Source organism: Klebsiella sp. M041 (assembly GCF_059759695.1).
This window is the reverse complement of the sequence record NZ_JCAXWU010000003.1, coordinates 303,920-319,693: the sequence shown is the minus strand read 5'-3', so window position 1 is coordinate 319,693 and position 15,774 is coordinate 303,920. Positions and strand designations below refer to the sequence as shown.

The window sequence follows — 15,774 nt, the reverse complement described above, 5'->3', positions numbered from 1 at the left end:
CGAACCGCGCCCGTAGGTGGTTAGAAACGGAAGGTGGCGGTGGCGACGACCTGACGTCCGGCCCCCCAGTAGCAGGCGTATTCGCTGTAGCAACTGGAGACATATTCGCGGTCGAACAGGTTGTTGACGTTGACGCCGACCGACGAGCCCGGCAGGCCAAAGCGCGCCAGATCGTATTTCACCGTCGCATCCATCAGCGCATAACCGGCCACACTAAAGGCATCATTTTTCTTACCGGTGCTGGTGTCATTTTTGTAGTAGCTGACCGTTGAACCGATATAGCGCGCCCCGGCCCCAATCGTCAGACCGCTCAGCGCGGTTTCGTGGAAGGTATAATCCGCCCACAGGGAGGCCATGTTACGCGGCACTTCCGCCGGACGTTTGCCGTTGAACACCGTATCGTGAGTGTACTCCGCATCGGTGTAGCTGTAGGCTGCGGTGACGTTAATATTGGCGTTCACCGCCGCCTTCGCCTCCAGCTCAAGGCCGCGGGAGCGGATTTCGCCGGTCTGGATGCTGAACGCCTGGTTAGCCGGATCCGCCGTCAGGTTCTTGTCTTTGGTCAGCTGATAGACCGCCGCGGTGACCACCACCGGCATATCTTTCGGCACATATTTCACGCCGGCTTCATACTGCTTACCGCGCGACGGATCGAACGGCTTACCGCTGCTGCTGGCGCCCGATACCGGTTCAAACGATTCGCTGTAGCTGAAGTACGGAGAGATACCGTTATCGAACAGGTAGTTGATGCCGCCGCGCCAGCTGAACTGCTGGTCGTGGTTCTCCGCCAGGCTGTTGGTGGCGCGGGTTAACGTTGAGGTCGTGGCGTAATCGTAACGGCCGCCCAGGGTCATCACCCATTTATCCCACTCCATCTGATCCTGCGCGTACAGGCCAGTCTGCTCCATCCGGTTGAGCACCGCGTACGGGAAGGTGACCTGAATATTCGGGTTACCGTACTGCGGATTGTTCATGCTGATGGGATCCGCCGTCCCGTAGTCGGCATCCACATCGTTACGCATCCGCGAGTAGTCCACGCCGGTCAGCAGGGTATGGCTAACCGCGCCGGTGGCGAAATCAGACTGCAGCTGAGTATCGACGGTGAAGGTGTTCAGGTGCTCGTCGGAGCGCACATAGGCGCGATTCATGTAGCCCGGCGCGACATAGCCGTTGCCGTACACCGAACGATAGAGCGTATGCACATCGGCATAGCGCAGGTTCTGCCGCACGGTAAAGGTGTCATCGAACTGATGGGAGAAGCTGTAGCCCACCATCTTCTGGCGGCGGGAGATTTTATTATCCGCCTCGCCTTCGTTGAAATCGGTCGGCAGCTTATGCGCCTTACCGTTGGCGTCGTAATACGGCACCACGGTGCCTTCGCGCGGCAGCCAGCCGTAGTAGCCCGCATCCGGATCATTCTGGAAGTTGCTCAGGAAGGTGAAGTCGGTTTTATCATCCGGACGCCAGCTAAAGGAGGGCGCCACCGCGTAGCGGGTCGATTTCGCCATCTGCTGCTGGGCATCCTGGCTGCGGCCCAGGCCGGTCAGGCGGTAGGACCAGACGCCGGCATCATCAATGGCGTCGCTGAAGTCAAACCCGGTCTGCCACAGATTGTCGGTGCCCATCTTAAACTGCACTTCTTTCAGCGGCTCGGTGGTCGGGCGTTTGCTGACCATGCTGACGATACCGCCCGGGTTGCTGTTGCCGTACAGCACCGAGGTTGGCCCGCGCATCACTTCCACGCGCTCCAGGAAGTAAGGATCCATGGAGACTTCAGAGTAGTTATTCCCCTGCAGCTTCATGCCGTCCAGATACTGGTTGGTGTTGACGGTCGTCGAGGTGGTGAAGCCGCGAATGGTGACCACGTCATAGGTGGTCGAACTGCCGCGGGTGGAGAAGACGCTTGGCGTATAGGAGAGCGCCTCTTTTACCGTCGTCGGCTGACGCATCTCCATCTCCTGGCGCGTCACCACCGACACAGACTGCGGCGTTTTTTCTATCGGGGTATCGGTTTTCGTCGCCGTGGCGGAGCGTTTCGCCGCGATGGTCGGCGCCGGTCCCCAGGCGCTTTCCTGGGCGGCCGGGGCGGCAACGACGGTGATGGTTTCTTCTTTCTTCGGTTGTTCTGCTGCCTGTGCGTAGACAGACATGCCGCTAACCGCCGTGGCTACTACAGCTGCGACTTTACGCAGCGAGTGATTTGGCTGAGCAGTTTTTGGACGCGCCATGGGTATATCTCTGATGAAAGTGAATGATAACGTAAACGAGAATTATTATTATGACGGGCGATATAATAGGCGAAACGTTGAAGGCAAGGCAAGCGATATGCCTGTCGCTGCGGGTTGAAGGCTGAATTAATAACCAGATAGTTATTATGGAGTTAAAGAGCCGTTAACTTTTTTACAGGCATAAAAAAACCCCTTAATACTTTCGTCTTAAGGGGTCTGGTCTTAGGGCTTAATCAGTTACTGCCGAACATATCCTTGATCCAGCCCGCGACGCCGTCGCTCTTCTCCTGCTGCTTCGGCGGCTGCTGTTGCTGCTGCTGTTGCTGCTGAGGCTGCTGCTGCCCGGACTGATTGAACGGGTTGTTCGCTTCCTGCTGCTGCAACTGCTGCTGCTGCATCATCTCGCCCTGGCGGCACAGCGCATCCGGCTGCGTCGTCCACACCGGCAGCGAACGCATACCGCCGCTGCAGACGAAGTTGCCGTTGCTGTCCACGCCCATGTCGACCACGTCTTCAGGCGCCGTCAGCACCAGCGGCGTTGGCGTCTGGTTCGCCAGATAACGCTGGTAAATCGACATCGCACCGCTGGCGCCGTACAGTTTGGTTGGCTGGTTATTATCGCGACCCACCCAGGTGATGGTCACCTGGCTACCGTCGATCCCGGCAAACCAGGTATCGACGTTATTGTTGGTGGTCCCGGTTTTCCCCGCCAGATGGAGGCCCGGATACTTCGCGCCCAGCTGACGCCCCGTCCCGCGCTGCACCACCTGCTGCATGGTCCACAGCGTCATGTAGGCCGCCTGGGCAGGCACCGCGCGCTCCGCCTGCGGGTAGCTCTGATACAGCACCGTGCCATCTTCCGCAATCACTGACCGCAGGGCGGAGAGTGGCGCACGGTTGCCGCCGCTGGCGATGGTCTGGAAGGCCTGGGCCACTTCAATTGGCGTCAGGTTCAGCGCGCCAAGCAGCATCGCCGGCACGGCGTTGAGCTGATTCTTCGGCGCCCCCAGTTTGGTCCAGGTATCGACCACCGCCGGCAAGCCCAGCGCCATCCCGAGGTTAACCGTCGGCACGTTCATCGAACGGGTCAGGGCATCCACCAGCATCACCTGGCCGCTGAAGCGACGATCGTCGTTCTGCGGCGACCAGGTCTGGCCGTTGGACAGGCGAATAGTCACTGGCGCATCGGCGATCCACGTATTCAGGCGATACTGGTTCGGCTGGCTCAGCGCGGTCAGATAGGTCGCCGGCTTGGCCAGAGAACCAATCGACCGGCGGGCCTGCATCGCACGGTTGTAGCCGGCGAACTGCGGCTCCGCGCCGCCGACCATCGCCCGCACTTCACCGGTAAAGCGGTCCACCACCACCATGGCGGTTTCCAGATCTGCCAGCTTGCGCTGTTTCTTCAGTACCGGGATCCCTTCGGTGGCCGCTTTTTCCGCGGCATCCTGCGCCACCGAGTCGAAGGTCGTAAAGATCTTCACGCCGGAGAGATCTTTCACTTTATCGCCCAGCTTCGCCTGCAGCTCCTGACGCACCATCTGCATAAACGCCGGCTGTGGTGAAATCACCCCGCCACGCGGCTGCACACCCAGCGGACGCGCGCTCAGCATGTCGTACAGCTCCTGGTCGATGACCTGCTGCTGCTGCAGCAGGCGCAGCACCAGATTGCGTCGCTCAAGGGCCAGTTTCGGGTTGCGCCACGGGTTATAGACCGAGGCCCCTTTCACCATCCCCACCAGCAGCGCCTGCTGGTCGAGGCTCAGCTCTTCCACCGGACGGCCAAAGTAGTACAGGCTGGCCAGCGGGAAGCCGCGAATTTCGTTATCGCCGCTCTGACCGAGGTACACCTCGTTCATATACAGCTCAAGGATGCGATCCTTGCTGTAGCGGGCGTCGACGATCAGCGCCATGTACGCTTCGTTGGCTTTACGCCAGTAGGAGCGTTCGCTGGAGAGGAACAGGTTTTTCACCAGCTGCTGGGTCAGGGTACTTGCCCCCTGCACCGTCCGGCCTGCCGTCAGGTTCGCCAGCACCGCACGGCCGATGGAATAGAGGCTGATACCATCGTGCTCGTAGAAGTGGCGGTCTTCGGTCGCCAGCAGCGTATCCACCAGCAGGTCGGGGAAGCCGCTGCGCTTCACGAACAGACGCTGCTCGCCGTTCGGCGACTGCAGCATGGTGATAAGCCGCGGATCGAGGCGGAAGAAACCGAACTGGCGGTTGTTATCCATATTCTCGATGGTTTCCAGATGGTCGCCGTCGAAGGTCAGACGCGCGCGCACCTGCCCTTCTTTACTGTCCGGGAAATCGAACGGACGGCGGATCATCTCGATGCTGTTGGCCTGCACCGTATATTCGCCGGGACGCGTCATCGCGCTGACCTGACGATACTGGGTGGCGTTCAGCAGACGCACCATCTCGTTTTTGCTGATCTGCATGTCCGGCTCAAGGTTCACCATTCGGCCATAGACCGCGGCCGGCAGCTCCCAGACTTTACCGTCAATGCGGCTGCGGATTTTCTGGTCGAGGTAGACGCCATAGGCGGCAATCAGCACCGCGAAGACAATCCCCAGCTTGACCAGCAGCCACAGCCAGCTGCGCTTACGACGAGGCTTGCCACCTTTGCCTTTGGCTTTTCTCGGCACCGGTTTCTCATCCTCATAATCATCGTCATCATACTCGTCGTCGTAGTCCTCTTCCCGGACCCGGCGACGGGTGACTTTCTGTTTTGTCGGACGTGAGGGTCTTCCCTTACGTCCGATAGGCTCGCGGTCATCTCCCGCCATGCTTTTTCTCCGCAACGTTCAGGCGCAAAGGCCTGATTCTCAATACTTCCCCTGTTCAGAGGAAGAAGAAATCTCTCAAATTAACGTCCTGGCTGCTTACCCTCGGGACGACAACCTGCTGGCGGGCAGAACGCGCCGCCCATCTTTCAAAGGGTTGGTTTGCTTCGTTTCACATGATACTAACAATAAAAATTCACCATAAAATCATTGTGTTAAACGCATCACTGGCAGAATGAGTCAGAACATAGCACGTAATGTTCAGGGCATACAGGATAGCACTAAAATGCGACATTCTTAACCAGCATTTTACCTCGTACTCACGTAACAAGATGGGAAAGAGTATGTTTTTTAATAACATAAAAAATGACGCTCGCCCTGATGCCAAATGCGGCGGCATCATCTGCCGCAGAAAATATATTTTCCGGCCGCCAATGTTTATTATTGAAAGAAGTAAAGGGGATTAATCGAGTTTCTGCCAATAAAAATGAGAGCCTGTTAACATTTATGCAGAATCATATTTTATGATGACACCAGGGAAATATTTGTTAAACTAGCGGCCAGTGATTCATTATTTTGATTACTCTACTATGCGCATTCCGCTTATATTTCCGCTTTGCGTGGTGGCCGTGCTCTCTGGCTGCCAACAGAAACCCGCCTCAACGCTCAGTCCGGCCATCAGTAGCCAGGCGCAGCTCGAGCAGCTCTCGTCCGTGGCGGCAGGAACGCGCTATCTCAAGAATAAATGTAATCGTAGCGATCTGCCCGCCGATGAAGCTATTTATCGCGCGGCGGTGAATGTCGGCAAAGCGCGCGGCTGGGGAAATATTGACCCGGCAACGTTAAGCCAAAATAGCGACCGGCTTTACCAACAGCTTTTACAGGACAGCACCCCGGAAGCCGCCCAGTGCAGTCAATTTAATCGCCAGCTTGCTCCCTTTATTGCCAGCCTGCGCGGCGACTAAGCAAAATATCTTCAACGCGCATTTTATTGCGCGTGCCCCTTATTCGCCTTTCGGCTCCTCGTCAATTTTCCCCCCGGGCCAGTCCTCCAGCGCCGCGAGGGTAAAGGTCGTGCCGTTGAAGCTAAAGATCGTCACATCCTGCTGGATCTGCTCCACCACCAGATTGGGCAGCGGGGAGTCGCCCTCCGTCCACGCTTTGCCATTTAACACAATGCTGCGCTTTTCCGCTAACGAGGCGTAGACATGCGCGCTATAGCGCAGAGGCGGCAGCGTATCGCTGTCCACCACCGGCGCGGCGGGCGCGCTGGGTTTTGTCGCCGGCGGCGGCGTCTTTGGCGCGGCCTCTCCGGCAGCGGTTAACGGCAGAAGCGCCGCATGCGCCACCGGCAAGGGCAGCGGTTGCGGCGGTGCCGGATGACGCCACTGCTCGCCGCCAAACCAGCCGAGCGCGAATAATAATCCGGCGTACAGCGGGATAATCCAGCCTGGGATCTGCACCATCCGGCCGCGGATCACCGGCGCGTCCGCCTGCGCGGAAGGCGGCTGATGCGCCACCAACGGGGGGATCCCTCTTTCACTGTCATCACGAACAATCACCACGATCTCCTGTTCCCTCACGATAACGAGAAGGCGCCCTTACGGGCGCCCCACGTCACGTTATTTACTGCTCACCGGCAGGCCGGCGCCCTGCGATTCGCCCTGCGGCAATTCGAGAACAGCAACCGACCAGGCCGGCAGCGTGACCGAGCCGTCAGCGGCAATCTGCACGCCGCTGGCCAGCGAACGGTCGCCCGCCGCCTGCTGGATGGCGCTCAACTGGAGCGATGTGCCGGCGAAATCCTGCAGCGTCCGGCTTTCCGGGGCGGCGTTAATCGCCACCACGATACCGTCGACGCGGCTGTCCAGACTGGCGCCAGCCTGCATCCCGTCATCGATGGTCATCACCAGCAGACCGGTCTGCTGATCGGCGCCGGTATTGCGGAAGTCCACACGCTGCATCACCGTCGCGCCGTCGCCGAGGGTAAACAGCGGAGATGACTTACGCAGCGCGGTCAGCTCCTGATAAAACGCGGTCATCTGCTTGAGCTCGGCTTCACCCGGGGTGGCCACCCAGTCCTTCACGCGGGCGATGATGTCATAGTTGCTGCCATCATCGCTGCTGCGCGGCATACCGACGTTGTAGTTGTTGTCCTGCAGGGAGTAATCCACGCGGTTAAACCAGTCGCCGGAATCATACGAGTCGCGTGTAAAGGACTTGGAGCGCAGCAGCTCCGAGCCCTGCTGGTCAAAGGCGATCCCCTGGCCGAGCATGACCGTGGCCAGCGACACCGCCTGCATCCGGACGCGGGTGTCGAGATCCGCCTCCTGAGCGGCTTTGTAGCTGATCATGTCCCACAGCGTCTGGTTGTCGTGTTTTGACACATAGTTCACGACTTCCGTCGGATCAGCCGCGTAGCCGCCAGGCGCGCCGTTATAATCAATCTCGCTGCCTCTCTTCACCGCGCCGTCTTTGTCGATCAGCACGAAGTCCGCAAGGTTACCGGCCATGCCGAGACGGGTCAGATCGGCGAGATGGCGCGCCTGATCGTCGGTCAGGGTGGTCAGCTCATTCGGCAGAACGCCGGCCCCGCTGCCCACGCCCTGGTTCTGGCGCAATGCATCGCCGGAGTCGAACGGTCCGCCGCCGCGCACGGCGTCGCGCAGACGATCGGAGAAGGTGCCGATCCCGGTGCCTTTGAGATTGATTTGCGAGGCAATTTCAAAGCGATCGCTCTGGTTGGAATCCCAGCCTTCGCCAAAGAAGTAGATATCAGGGTTCAGCGCTTTAATGCGCTCCCAGGCCGAGAGGATCTGCGCTTTCGGGTGGTAGCCCATCAGGTCGAAGCGGAAGCCATCGATCTTATAATCGGTGGTCCATACCGCCAGTGAATCGGCGATAAGCTTGGCGAACATCCGGTGCTCTGGCGCCGAGTCGGAGCAACAGGTGGCCGATTCCACGCTGCCGGTGGTTTCGTTCAGACGCTGATAGTACCAGGGGACGATCTTATCCAGCACCGAGGTGCGGTCGGTCGGGCCGGCGGCGTTGGTGTGGTTGTACACCACGTCCATAATGACGTTCATTCCCAGATCCTGCTTGATCGCCTGAATCATGGTGCGGAACTCTTTAATGCGCGCCGTGCCTTCCGAGTCGGTGGCGTAGGATCCTTCCGGTACTGTGTAGTGGAACGGATCGTAGCCCCAGTTATAGGAGTCGGTCTGCGCCACAAGCGTATTCAACGCCTGCACCTGCGGGTTATCCTTACTGTCGTTCTGCTTCAGCTGAGTCAGCACCTCTTCAACCGTCGAACCGCTGTCGCAATAGCCCGCGAACTCGCTGCTCTTCACCGCGCTGTTGACCTCGCACAGGCGACTGAACGGCTGCTGAATATCGGCGACTTTGTCGCTGAACTCATTGACCGTCGCCAGATCGAAGACCGGCAGCAGCTCAATATGGGTCACGCCCGAGGCCGACAGCTGCTTCAGATGCTGAACCATATTGCTCTCCTGGGCGGTGAGCGCCAGATACTTACCGCGCAGCTCCGCAGGAACGGTTTGATCCCAGGCGGAGAGATCGCGAATATGCGATTCGTGGATCGTCATCTTCGCCAGGTCAGCTTTGGTTTTCTGCGCGTGCGGCATCGTCAGCCCGTCCCAGCCTTCCGGCTTCAGCGCGCTGTCGTTCAGATCGACTACCTGGCTGTACTCCGAGTTGGTCGACAAACTGTGGGCGTAGGGATCGGTCACTTCGTACTGCTCGACTTTGCGCGACTGCGGGTGGTAGACCGTCATCGCGTAGCGGTAGAACGCGCCTTTCAGGTCGCTCCCTCCCTGCCAGGACCAGGCGCCGGAGGCGCTGTCGCGGGTCATCGGGTGGCTGGCAACCACTTTCTTGTCCGCACTGTAGAGCACCAGCTCGACCTGCTGCGCCGTGGGCGCCCAGACGCGGAAAGTCACGCCGCTATCGGTCAGCTGGGCGCCATAGCTCAGCGCCTCGGCGGCGGCGGCATAGGTATCATCCAGCACGCCGGCGGTCTGCACCTGGGTGGCGGAGCTCAGTATCCCATCGCTTTCGGCGGATATCGCCACCGTCTCGCCCTGCAGCAATTCCTCGACGTTGACGTCATCCGGCAGCTTAAAGGCAGGATAGCTGGCGAGATGAGGGAAGCGCATGCTCACCTGCTGGCTGACGGTGGTCGGGGTCAGCTTGACATACTTATCGGTAAATTCGCCGTTACTGTCGGCGGCCACCTTACTGCTGTGGCTGTAATAGAGGCGCACAATGGGTTTATTTTCCCCGCCCGGCCACAGCAGAGTGGTCTTATCGACCCAGTGCGCTTCGGCCAGCGCCACGCCAAAGGCGGCGCGGAAGGCGTCGGCGCGGGAGTCATAGACCGCGCTGTTGCCGGCGATGACCGATACCGTCCGATCGGTGAAATCACTGAAAGAGACGCGCAGGTCGCTGTCGATAAGCTTATTGGTGCCATCGCGGACGATCACGTTGATACACCCGCTCTCTTTAGTCAGCGGGATCACCCAGTAAGGGCCATATTTGTCGCTGCCGGTCGGCGTGGTGCTGACATCATTCCAGTCCGCCACCGGCGCGCTCAGCGCATCACAGGTTTCGTTATTCCACAGATAGAGGTTTTTGCTGGCATAGTCGGCCGGCGTGCTGCTGGTGATGCCGGCGATATCGACGAGATGAATGACAGCCTGGTTGGCAGAGGCCTGTACCGCTTCGCCAGGGACGGCAACGTCCGGTAAACGGACGACGACATCCTGCGGGTCGGGCGTGCCAGGATTACCGGGTTCGCCAGGTGAGCCAGAGGAAGAGGAGGAAGAGCTGTTATCACAGCCACTCAATAATACTAACGATCCAAGAAATAGGGCATGACAGGTATATCTGAGCATTCGATAGTCCCTAATATGCTTATTAAATTATAAAAGGTAAGAAAGGATGAATATCTTTACAGCGCGCTAATTAGATATTTTTGCTTTCTCAGGCGCAATCATCCCCCACAAATGAGAGGGGGGCGTAGGAAGCCGGGGGAGTAAATGAATAAAGGGAATGACGACCGCAAACCGCAAACTGATTATGATTCGCCACGCTTATCGCCACTCTCCGGCAATAATTCATTCAAAAGCCAATAATCACCTACCTGTTTCGGTAGGGTATTACGCCAGCGTGCAGAAAAATAAATTAGCAAAGGGATTAAAATGCCAATTTCTGTGATGGGGTTAACAAATATAAATAAAGGGATAATTAAATTATTACCCCGATTTGTGACGCTCATCATATTAATAACCGCCATTCCGCAGCTGGCGAAATTAACCTGGCGAGTGGTATTCCCTGTCAGTTCTGAGGATATTTCCGCCCTGCCGTTAACCGCGCCTCCGGCAGCGGAACCGGAATTAAAAAACGTGCGGCCCGCATTTACCCTGTTTGGCCTGGCGACGAAAAATCCCCCCGCGCCAGCGGAGGCCACCAGCCTCGATCAGGTGCCGGTTTCCAGCCTGAAGCTACGCCTGGCCGGGCTGCTCGCCAGCAGCAACCCGGCGCGTTCCATCGCGATTATTGAAAAAGGAAATCAGCAGGTTAGCCTTAGCGTCGGCGATACCACCCCGGGATACGATGCACAGATCGCTGCCATCCTGCCAGACCGGATCATCGTCAACTATCAGGGGCGCCAGGAGGCCATTTTATTATTTAACGATACCCGCGCGTCGTCGTCATCGCCCGCCGCCGCGCCCCGTCCGCCCCTTATGAAGCGACTCCGTGAGCAGCCGCAAAATATCCTCACTTATTTAACGATTTCGCCGGTACTCAGCGGCGACAAACTGCAGGGCTACCGACTTAACCCTGGCAAAGATGCCTCGCTGTTTCGCCAGGCCGGCCTGCAGGCAAATGATTTGGCGATCGCCTTAAATGGCATCGATTTACGCGATCAGGAACAAGCGCAACAGGCGCTGCAGAATCTGGCCGATATGACCGAAATAACGCTAACCGTTGAGCGGGAAGGCCAACGACACGATATTGCTTTCTCCCTGGGGGATGAATAATTGCCAACCATGAAACGCCTGCGAAAAATGCTTCCTGCGCTGCTGATATTAACCCCGCTGCTATTTTCTCCGGCCGCCGCGGAGGAATTTTCCGCCAGTTTTAAAGGCACCGATATCCAGGAATTTATCAATACCGTCAGCAAAAACCTGAATAAAACGGTGATTATCGATCCCAGCGTACGCGGCACTATCACCGTGCGCAGTTACGATATGCTCAATGAAGAGCAATATTATCAATTCTTCCTCAGCGTGCTGGATGTATATGGCTTCGCCGTGATTAATATGAATAACGGCGTGCTGAAGGTGGTCCGCGCCAAAGACGCCAAGACCTCGGCCGTTCCGGTCGCCAGCGAGGCCGCGCCGGGCGAAGGCGATGAGGTCGTCACCCGGGTGGTGCCCCTGACCAACGTCGCCGCTCGCGATCTCGCGCCGCTGCTCCGCCAGCTGAACGATAACGCTGGCGCCGGCAGCGTGGTCCATTATGAACCTTCCAACGTCCTGCTGATGACCGGCCGCGCGGCGGTGATCAAACGCCTGCTGACCATTGTCGAACGCGTCGACAACGCCGGGGATCGCAGCGTGGTGACCGTGCCTCTCTCCTGGGCCTCCGCCGCGGAGGTGGTCAAACTGGTTACCGAACTCAATAAAGACACCAGCAAGTCGGCGCTGCCGGGATCGATGGTGGCGAACGTGGTGGCCGATGAGCGCACCAACTCGGTGCTGGTGAGCGGCGAGCCAAACTCGCGCCAGCGCATTATCGCCATGATCAAACAGCTCGACCGCCAGCAGGCGGTGCAGGGCAACACCAAAGTGATCTACCTGAAGTACGCCAAAGCCGCCGATCTGGTGGAGGTCCTGACCGGGATCAGCAGCTCGCTGCAGAACGATAAGCAAAGCGCCAAGCCGGTGGCCGCGATCGATAAAAATATTATTATCAAAGCCCACGGCCAGACCAACGCCCTGATCGTCACCGCGGCGCCGGACGTGATGAACGATCTGGAGCGGGTGATCGCCCAGCTGGATATCCGCCGCCCGCAGGTGCTGGTGGAGGCGATTATCGCCGAAGTGCAGGATGCCGACGGACTCAACCTCGGTATCCAGTGGGCCAATAAAAACGCCGGCATGACCCAGTTTACCAACAGCGGATTGCCGATCTCCACCGCGATCGCCGGCGCCAACCAGTACAACAAAGACGGTACCATCAGCAGCTCGCTGGCCAGCGCCCTCGGCTCGTTTAACGGTATCGCCGCCGGCTTCTACCAGGGGAACTGGGCGATGCTGCTCACCGCCCTCTCCAGCAGTACCAAGAACGATATTCTGGCCACCCCCAGCATCGTCACCCTCGACAATATGCAAGCCACCTTCAACGTCGGCCAGGAAGTCCCGGTGTTAACCGGCTCGCAAACCACCTCCGGCGACAACATCTTCAATACCGTCGAGCGCAAAACCGTGGGCATTAAGCTGAAGGTGAAACCGCAGATTAACGAAGGCGATGCCGTGCTGCTGGAGATTGAGCAGGAAGTATCGAGCGTCGCCGATTCGGCCTCCAGCACCAGCAGCGATCTCGGGGCGACCTTTAATACCCGGACGGTGAATAACGCCGTGCTGGTGGGCAGCGGTGAAACGGTGGTGGTTGGCGGGCTGCTGGATAAAAGCGTCACCGATAGCGCCGACAAAGTGCCGCTGCTCGGCGACATCCCAGTGATCGGCGCGCTGTTCCGCTCCGACAGCAAGAAAGTGTCGAAACGCAACCTGATGCTGTTTATCCGCCCGACCATTATTCGCGATCGCGATGAGTACCGCCGGGCCTCCTCCGGCCAGTACACCGCCTTCAACGATGCGCAAACCAAACAGCGGGGCAAAGAGAGCAGCGAAGCATCGCTAAGCAACGATCTGCTGCACATCTATCCGCAGCAGGAGACCCAGGCCTTCCGCCAGGTTAGCGCCGCCATTGACGCCTTTAACCTCGGAGGCCGCCCATGACGCCAGCTGCCGAACGCCGTCCGCTGTTGCCCTTCGCGTGGGCCCGCGCGCACCATCTGGTGCTGCTCAGCGACGGCGAACGCTGCGAAGCGCTGTGCCGCGCTGATACCGCCGCCCGGGCGCTGCTGGAAGCGCGCCGCCTGGCGGACGGGCCGATGAGCGTCAGCCGTCTGGCGCCGGAAGCGTTCGAGAAAGTGCTGGTGCTCAGCTATCAGCGCGACTCGGCGGAAGCGCACCGGATGATGGCCGACATCGGCAATGAGCTTGACCTCTATACCCTCGCCGAAGAGCTGCCGGATACCGACGATCTGCTCGACAGCGAAGACGATGCGCCGATTATCCGTCTGATCAACGCCATGCTCACCGAGGCCATCAAAGAGAAAGCCTCCGATATCCATATCGAAACCTATGAGCGCCATTTGCAAATTCGCTTTCGCGTCGACGGCGTGCTGCGGGAAATTCTGCGCCCGCAGCGGCGGCTGGCCGCGCTGCTCATTTCGCGCATCAAGGTGATGGCGAGCCTGGACATTGCCGAAAAACGGGTGCCCCAGGATGGCCGCATGGCGCTGCGTATCGGCGGGCGGGCGATAGACGTGCGCGTCTCCACCCTGCCCTCCAGCCACGGCGAACGCGTGGTGCTGCGCCTGCTGGACAAAAACAGCGTCAACCTGGATCTGCAGACGCTGGGCATGCCCCCCGCCCTGCTTGACCAGGTCGACGCGCTGATCGCCCGGCCACACGGCATCATTCTGGTCACCGGACCGACCGGATCCGGGAAAAGCACAACGCTCTACGCCGCCCTCAGCCGCCTCGACGCCCGGGAGCGCAACATCATGACCATTGAAGATCCGGTGGAGTATGAGCTGGAAGGCATCGGCCAGACCCAGGTCAACGCCAAAGTCGAGATGACCTTCGCCCGCGGCCTGCGCGCCATTCTGCGCCAGGATCCGGACGTGGTGCTGGTGGGCGAAATCCGCGATGGCGAAACCGCCCAGATCGCCGTCCAGGCCTCGCTGACCGGCCACCTGGTGCTGTCGACGCTGCACACCAACAGCGCGCTGGGGGCCGTTTCCCGCCTGCAGGATATGGGAGTGGAGCCCTTTTTACTCTCTACTTCGCTACTGGCGGTGATGTCGCAGCGGCTGGTGCGTCGGCTGTGCCCGCACTGTCGTCAGCCCTGGCAGGCGGATGCTGACGCCGCCCGGCAGATGGCGGTCCCGGCCGGTACGCCGCTGTGGCAGCCAAAAGGCTGCGCCCGGTGTAATTTCACCGGCTATCGCGGACGCACCGGCATTCACGAGCTGCTGCTCATTGACGACCGCGTCCGCGCCGCCATTCATCGCGGCGAAAATGAGATCACCCTGATCCAGCAGCTGGGGCCAGCCTGGCAGACCCTGCGCCATGCCGGGCGCGATAAAGCGCTGGCGGGGATCACCAGCTGGGAGGAGGTGATGCGGGTCACCGAACAGCAAACGGCGGACAGCGTCTGAGATGGCCCTCTTTCGCTATCAGGCGCTGGACGCGCAGGGCAAAACCCGCCGCGGCGTTCAACAGGCCGACTCCGCCCGCCACGCCCGCCAGCTGCTGCGGGACAAGGGCTGGCTGGCGCTGGAAGTGGCCGCCGCCGACCCGGCGAGCCGGCTGTGGCGCGGCGGGCTGATCGCCCGGCGCACCAGCGCCGGTGATTTAGCCCTGCTCACTCGCCAGCTGGCCACCCTGGTCGCCGCCGGCATTCCGCTGGAAAAAGCGCTCGATGCCGTCGCCCAGCAGTGCGAAAAGGCGTCGCTGAGAACGTTAATGGCCGGGGTGCGCAGCAAAGTGCTTGAAGGCCATTCGCTGGCGGAGGCGATGCGCGCCTATCCCTCCTGTTTCGATGGCCTGTTCTGCGCCATGGTGGCGGCCGGCGAAACCTCCGGCCATCTCGACGGCGTGCTGAACCGGCTGGCGGACTATACCGAGCAGCGCCAGCAGCTTCGCGCCCGCCTGCTACAGGCGATGATCTACCCCATCGTGCTGACGCTGGTCGCCATCAGCGTGATCGCCATTCTGCTCTCCACCGTGGTGCCGAAAGTCGTCGAGCAGTTTGTCCATCTAAAACAGGCCCTGCCCTTCTCTACCCGGCTGCTGATGAGCCTGAGCGACATTGTGCGCAGCGCGGGCCCCTGGCTGGTGCTGCTGTCATTCCTGGCGCTGCTGGGGCTGCGCTATCTGCTGCGCCAGCCCGCCCGGCGGCTCGCCTGGGACCGGGCGCTGCTGCGTCTGCCGGTCCTCGGCCGCGTGACGCGCAGCGTCAACAGCGCGCGCTACGCCCGCACCTTAAGCATTCTCAACGCCAGCGCGGTGCCGCTGCTGCTGTCGATGCGCATCAGCGCCGGCGTCCTCAGCAATGCCTGGGCGCGCAGCCAGCTGGAGACCGCCAGCGAATCGGTGCGCGAGGGCGTCAGCCTGCATCGCGCGCTGGAGGCCACGGCGCTGTTTCCGCCGATGATGCGCTACATGATCGCCAGCGGCGAGCAGAGCGGTGAGCTGACCGCCATGCTGGAGCGCGCGGCGGAGAACCAGGACCGGGAGCTGAGCGCGCAGATCCAGATGTCCCTCAGCCTGTTTGAGCCCCTGCTGGTGGTCACCATGGCCGGCATGGTGCTGTTTATCGTGCTGGCCATCCTGCAGCCGATCCTGCAACTGAATACCCTTATGAGTATGTGACTGTATTAA

Annotated in this window: 10 protein-coding genes; 6 read left to right on the top strand and 4 right to left on the bottom strand. The window is 59.9% G+C overall.

The genetic code is table 11. From position 1 onward, the window contains the following. Nucleotides 1-20: 20 nt before the first annotated feature. On the bottom strand, nucleotides 21-2,228 hold the full coding sequence (fhuA, locus tag AC6CWS_RS05345) for a ferrichrome porin FhuA (protein ID WP_065882739.1): 2,208 nt from the start codon (nucleotides 2,226-2,228) through the stop codon (nucleotides 21-23). 233 nt (nucleotides 2,229-2,461) lie between these two features. Next, nucleotides 2,462-5,017 carry a bifunctional glycosyl transferase/transpeptidase gene (mrcB, locus tag AC6CWS_RS05340; RefSeq protein ID WP_032455574.1) on the bottom strand — a complete coding sequence of 852 codons (2,556 nt, stop codon included), beginning with the start codon at nucleotides 5,015-5,017 and terminating at the stop codon, nucleotides 2,462-2,464. A gap of 587 nt (nucleotides 5,018-5,604) precedes the next feature. On the opposite strand from mrcB, the gene gspS reads away from it, so the two are divergent. Next, entirely contained in the window at nucleotides 5,605-5,979 is a 375-nt protein-coding gene (gene gspS, locus AC6CWS_RS05335) for a type II secretion system pilot lipoprotein GspS (protein WP_023292031.1), read from the top strand. A gap of 39 nt (nucleotides 5,980-6,018) precedes the next feature. On the opposite strand, the gene gspB is transcribed toward gspS, so the two are convergent. Further along, entirely contained in the window at nucleotides 6,019-6,576 is a 558-nt protein-coding gene (gspB, locus tag AC6CWS_RS05330) for a type II secretion system assembly factor GspB (RefSeq protein WP_065882740.1), read from the bottom strand. Nucleotides 6,577-6,636: 60 nt separating this feature from the next. After that, complete coding sequence (gene pulA / locus AC6CWS_RS05325; RefSeq protein WP_065882741.1) at nucleotides 6,637-9,927, bottom strand: pullulanase-type alpha-1,6-glucosidase; 3,291 nt, start codon at nucleotides 9,925-9,927, stop codon at nucleotides 6,637-6,639. A 184-nt stretch (nucleotides 9,928-10,111) separates the two neighbouring features. Here pulA and AC6CWS_RS05320 point away from each other — a divergent pair, with 184 nt between their 5' ends. From AC6CWS_RS05320 to gspF, 5 genes are read left to right on the top strand one after another with little or no spacing between them, the layout of a single operon-like run. Beyond that, nucleotides 10,112-10,249 carry a hypothetical protein gene (locus AC6CWS_RS05320; protein WP_032429281.1) on the top strand — a complete coding sequence of 46 codons (138 nt, stop codon included), beginning with the start codon at nucleotides 10,112-10,114 and terminating at the stop codon, nucleotides 10,247-10,249. After that, a complete protein-coding gene (gspC, locus tag AC6CWS_RS05315; protein WP_080901680.1) occupies nucleotides 10,234-11,076 on the top strand; it encodes a type II secretion system protein GspC in 843 nt (280 codons plus the stop codon). Before AC6CWS_RS05320 ends, gspC begins: the two co-directional genes overlap by 16 nt. Before the next feature lie 9 nt (nucleotides 11,077-11,085). After that, on the top strand, nucleotides 11,086-13,059 hold the full coding sequence (pulD, locus tag AC6CWS_RS05310) for a GspD family T2SS secretin variant PulD (RefSeq protein ID WP_023292027.1): 1,974 nt from the start codon (nucleotides 11,086-11,088) through the stop codon (nucleotides 13,057-13,059). Then, nucleotides 13,056-14,549 (top strand): type II secretion system ATPase GspE, encoded by a 1,494-nt coding sequence (gspE, locus tag AC6CWS_RS05305; RefSeq protein ID WP_044521064.1) that lies wholly within the window; start codon nucleotides 13,056-13,058, stop codon nucleotides 14,547-14,549. The genes pulD and gspE overlap by 4 nt, the downstream gene beginning before the upstream one ends. Nucleotide 14,550: 1 nt before the next feature. After that, the gene (gspF, locus tag AC6CWS_RS05300; protein WP_065882743.1) at nucleotides 14,551-15,765 is read left to right on the top strand and encodes a type II secretion system inner membrane protein GspF; all 1,215 of its coding nucleotides are present in this window, start codon (nucleotides 14,551-14,553) and stop codon (nucleotides 15,763-15,765) included. The last annotated feature ends 9 nt before the right edge of the window (nucleotides 15,766-15,774 follow it).

What these genes read in the sequence shown, in the direction of transcription:
- gspF (WP_065882743.1), top strand. Translation starts at nt 14,551, where the DNA reads ATGGCCCTCTTTCGCTATCAGGCGCTGGACGCGCAGGGCAAAACCCGC.
- pulA (WP_065882741.1), bottom strand. Translation starts at nt 9,927, where the DNA reads ATGCTCAGATATACCTGTCATGCCCTATTTCTTGGATCGTTAGTATTA.
- mrcB (WP_032455574.1), bottom strand. Translation starts at nt 5,017, where the DNA reads ATGGCGGGAGATGACCGCGAGCCTATCGGACGTAAGGGAAGACCCTCA.
- gspS (WP_023292031.1), top strand. Translation starts at nt 5,605, where the DNA reads ATGCGCATTCCGCTTATATTTCCGCTTTGCGTGGTGGCCGTGCTCTCT.
- gspC (WP_080901680.1), top strand. Translation starts at nt 10,234, where the DNA reads ATGCCAATTTCTGTGATGGGGTTAACAAATATAAATAAAGGGATAATT.
- AC6CWS_RS05320 (WP_032429281.1), top strand. Translation starts at nt 10,112, where the DNA reads ATGATTCGCCACGCTTATCGCCACTCTCCGGCAATAATTCATTCAAAA.
- pulD (WP_023292027.1), top strand. Translation starts at nt 11,086, where the DNA reads ATGAAACGCCTGCGAAAAATGCTTCCTGCGCTGCTGATATTAACCCCG.
- fhuA (WP_065882739.1), bottom strand. Translation starts at nt 2,228, where the DNA reads ATGGCGCGTCCAAAAACTGCTCAGCCAAATCACTCGCTGCGTAAAGTC.
- gspE (WP_044521064.1), top strand. Translation starts at nt 13,056, where the DNA reads ATGACGCCAGCTGCCGAACGCCGTCCGCTGTTGCCCTTCGCGTGGGCC.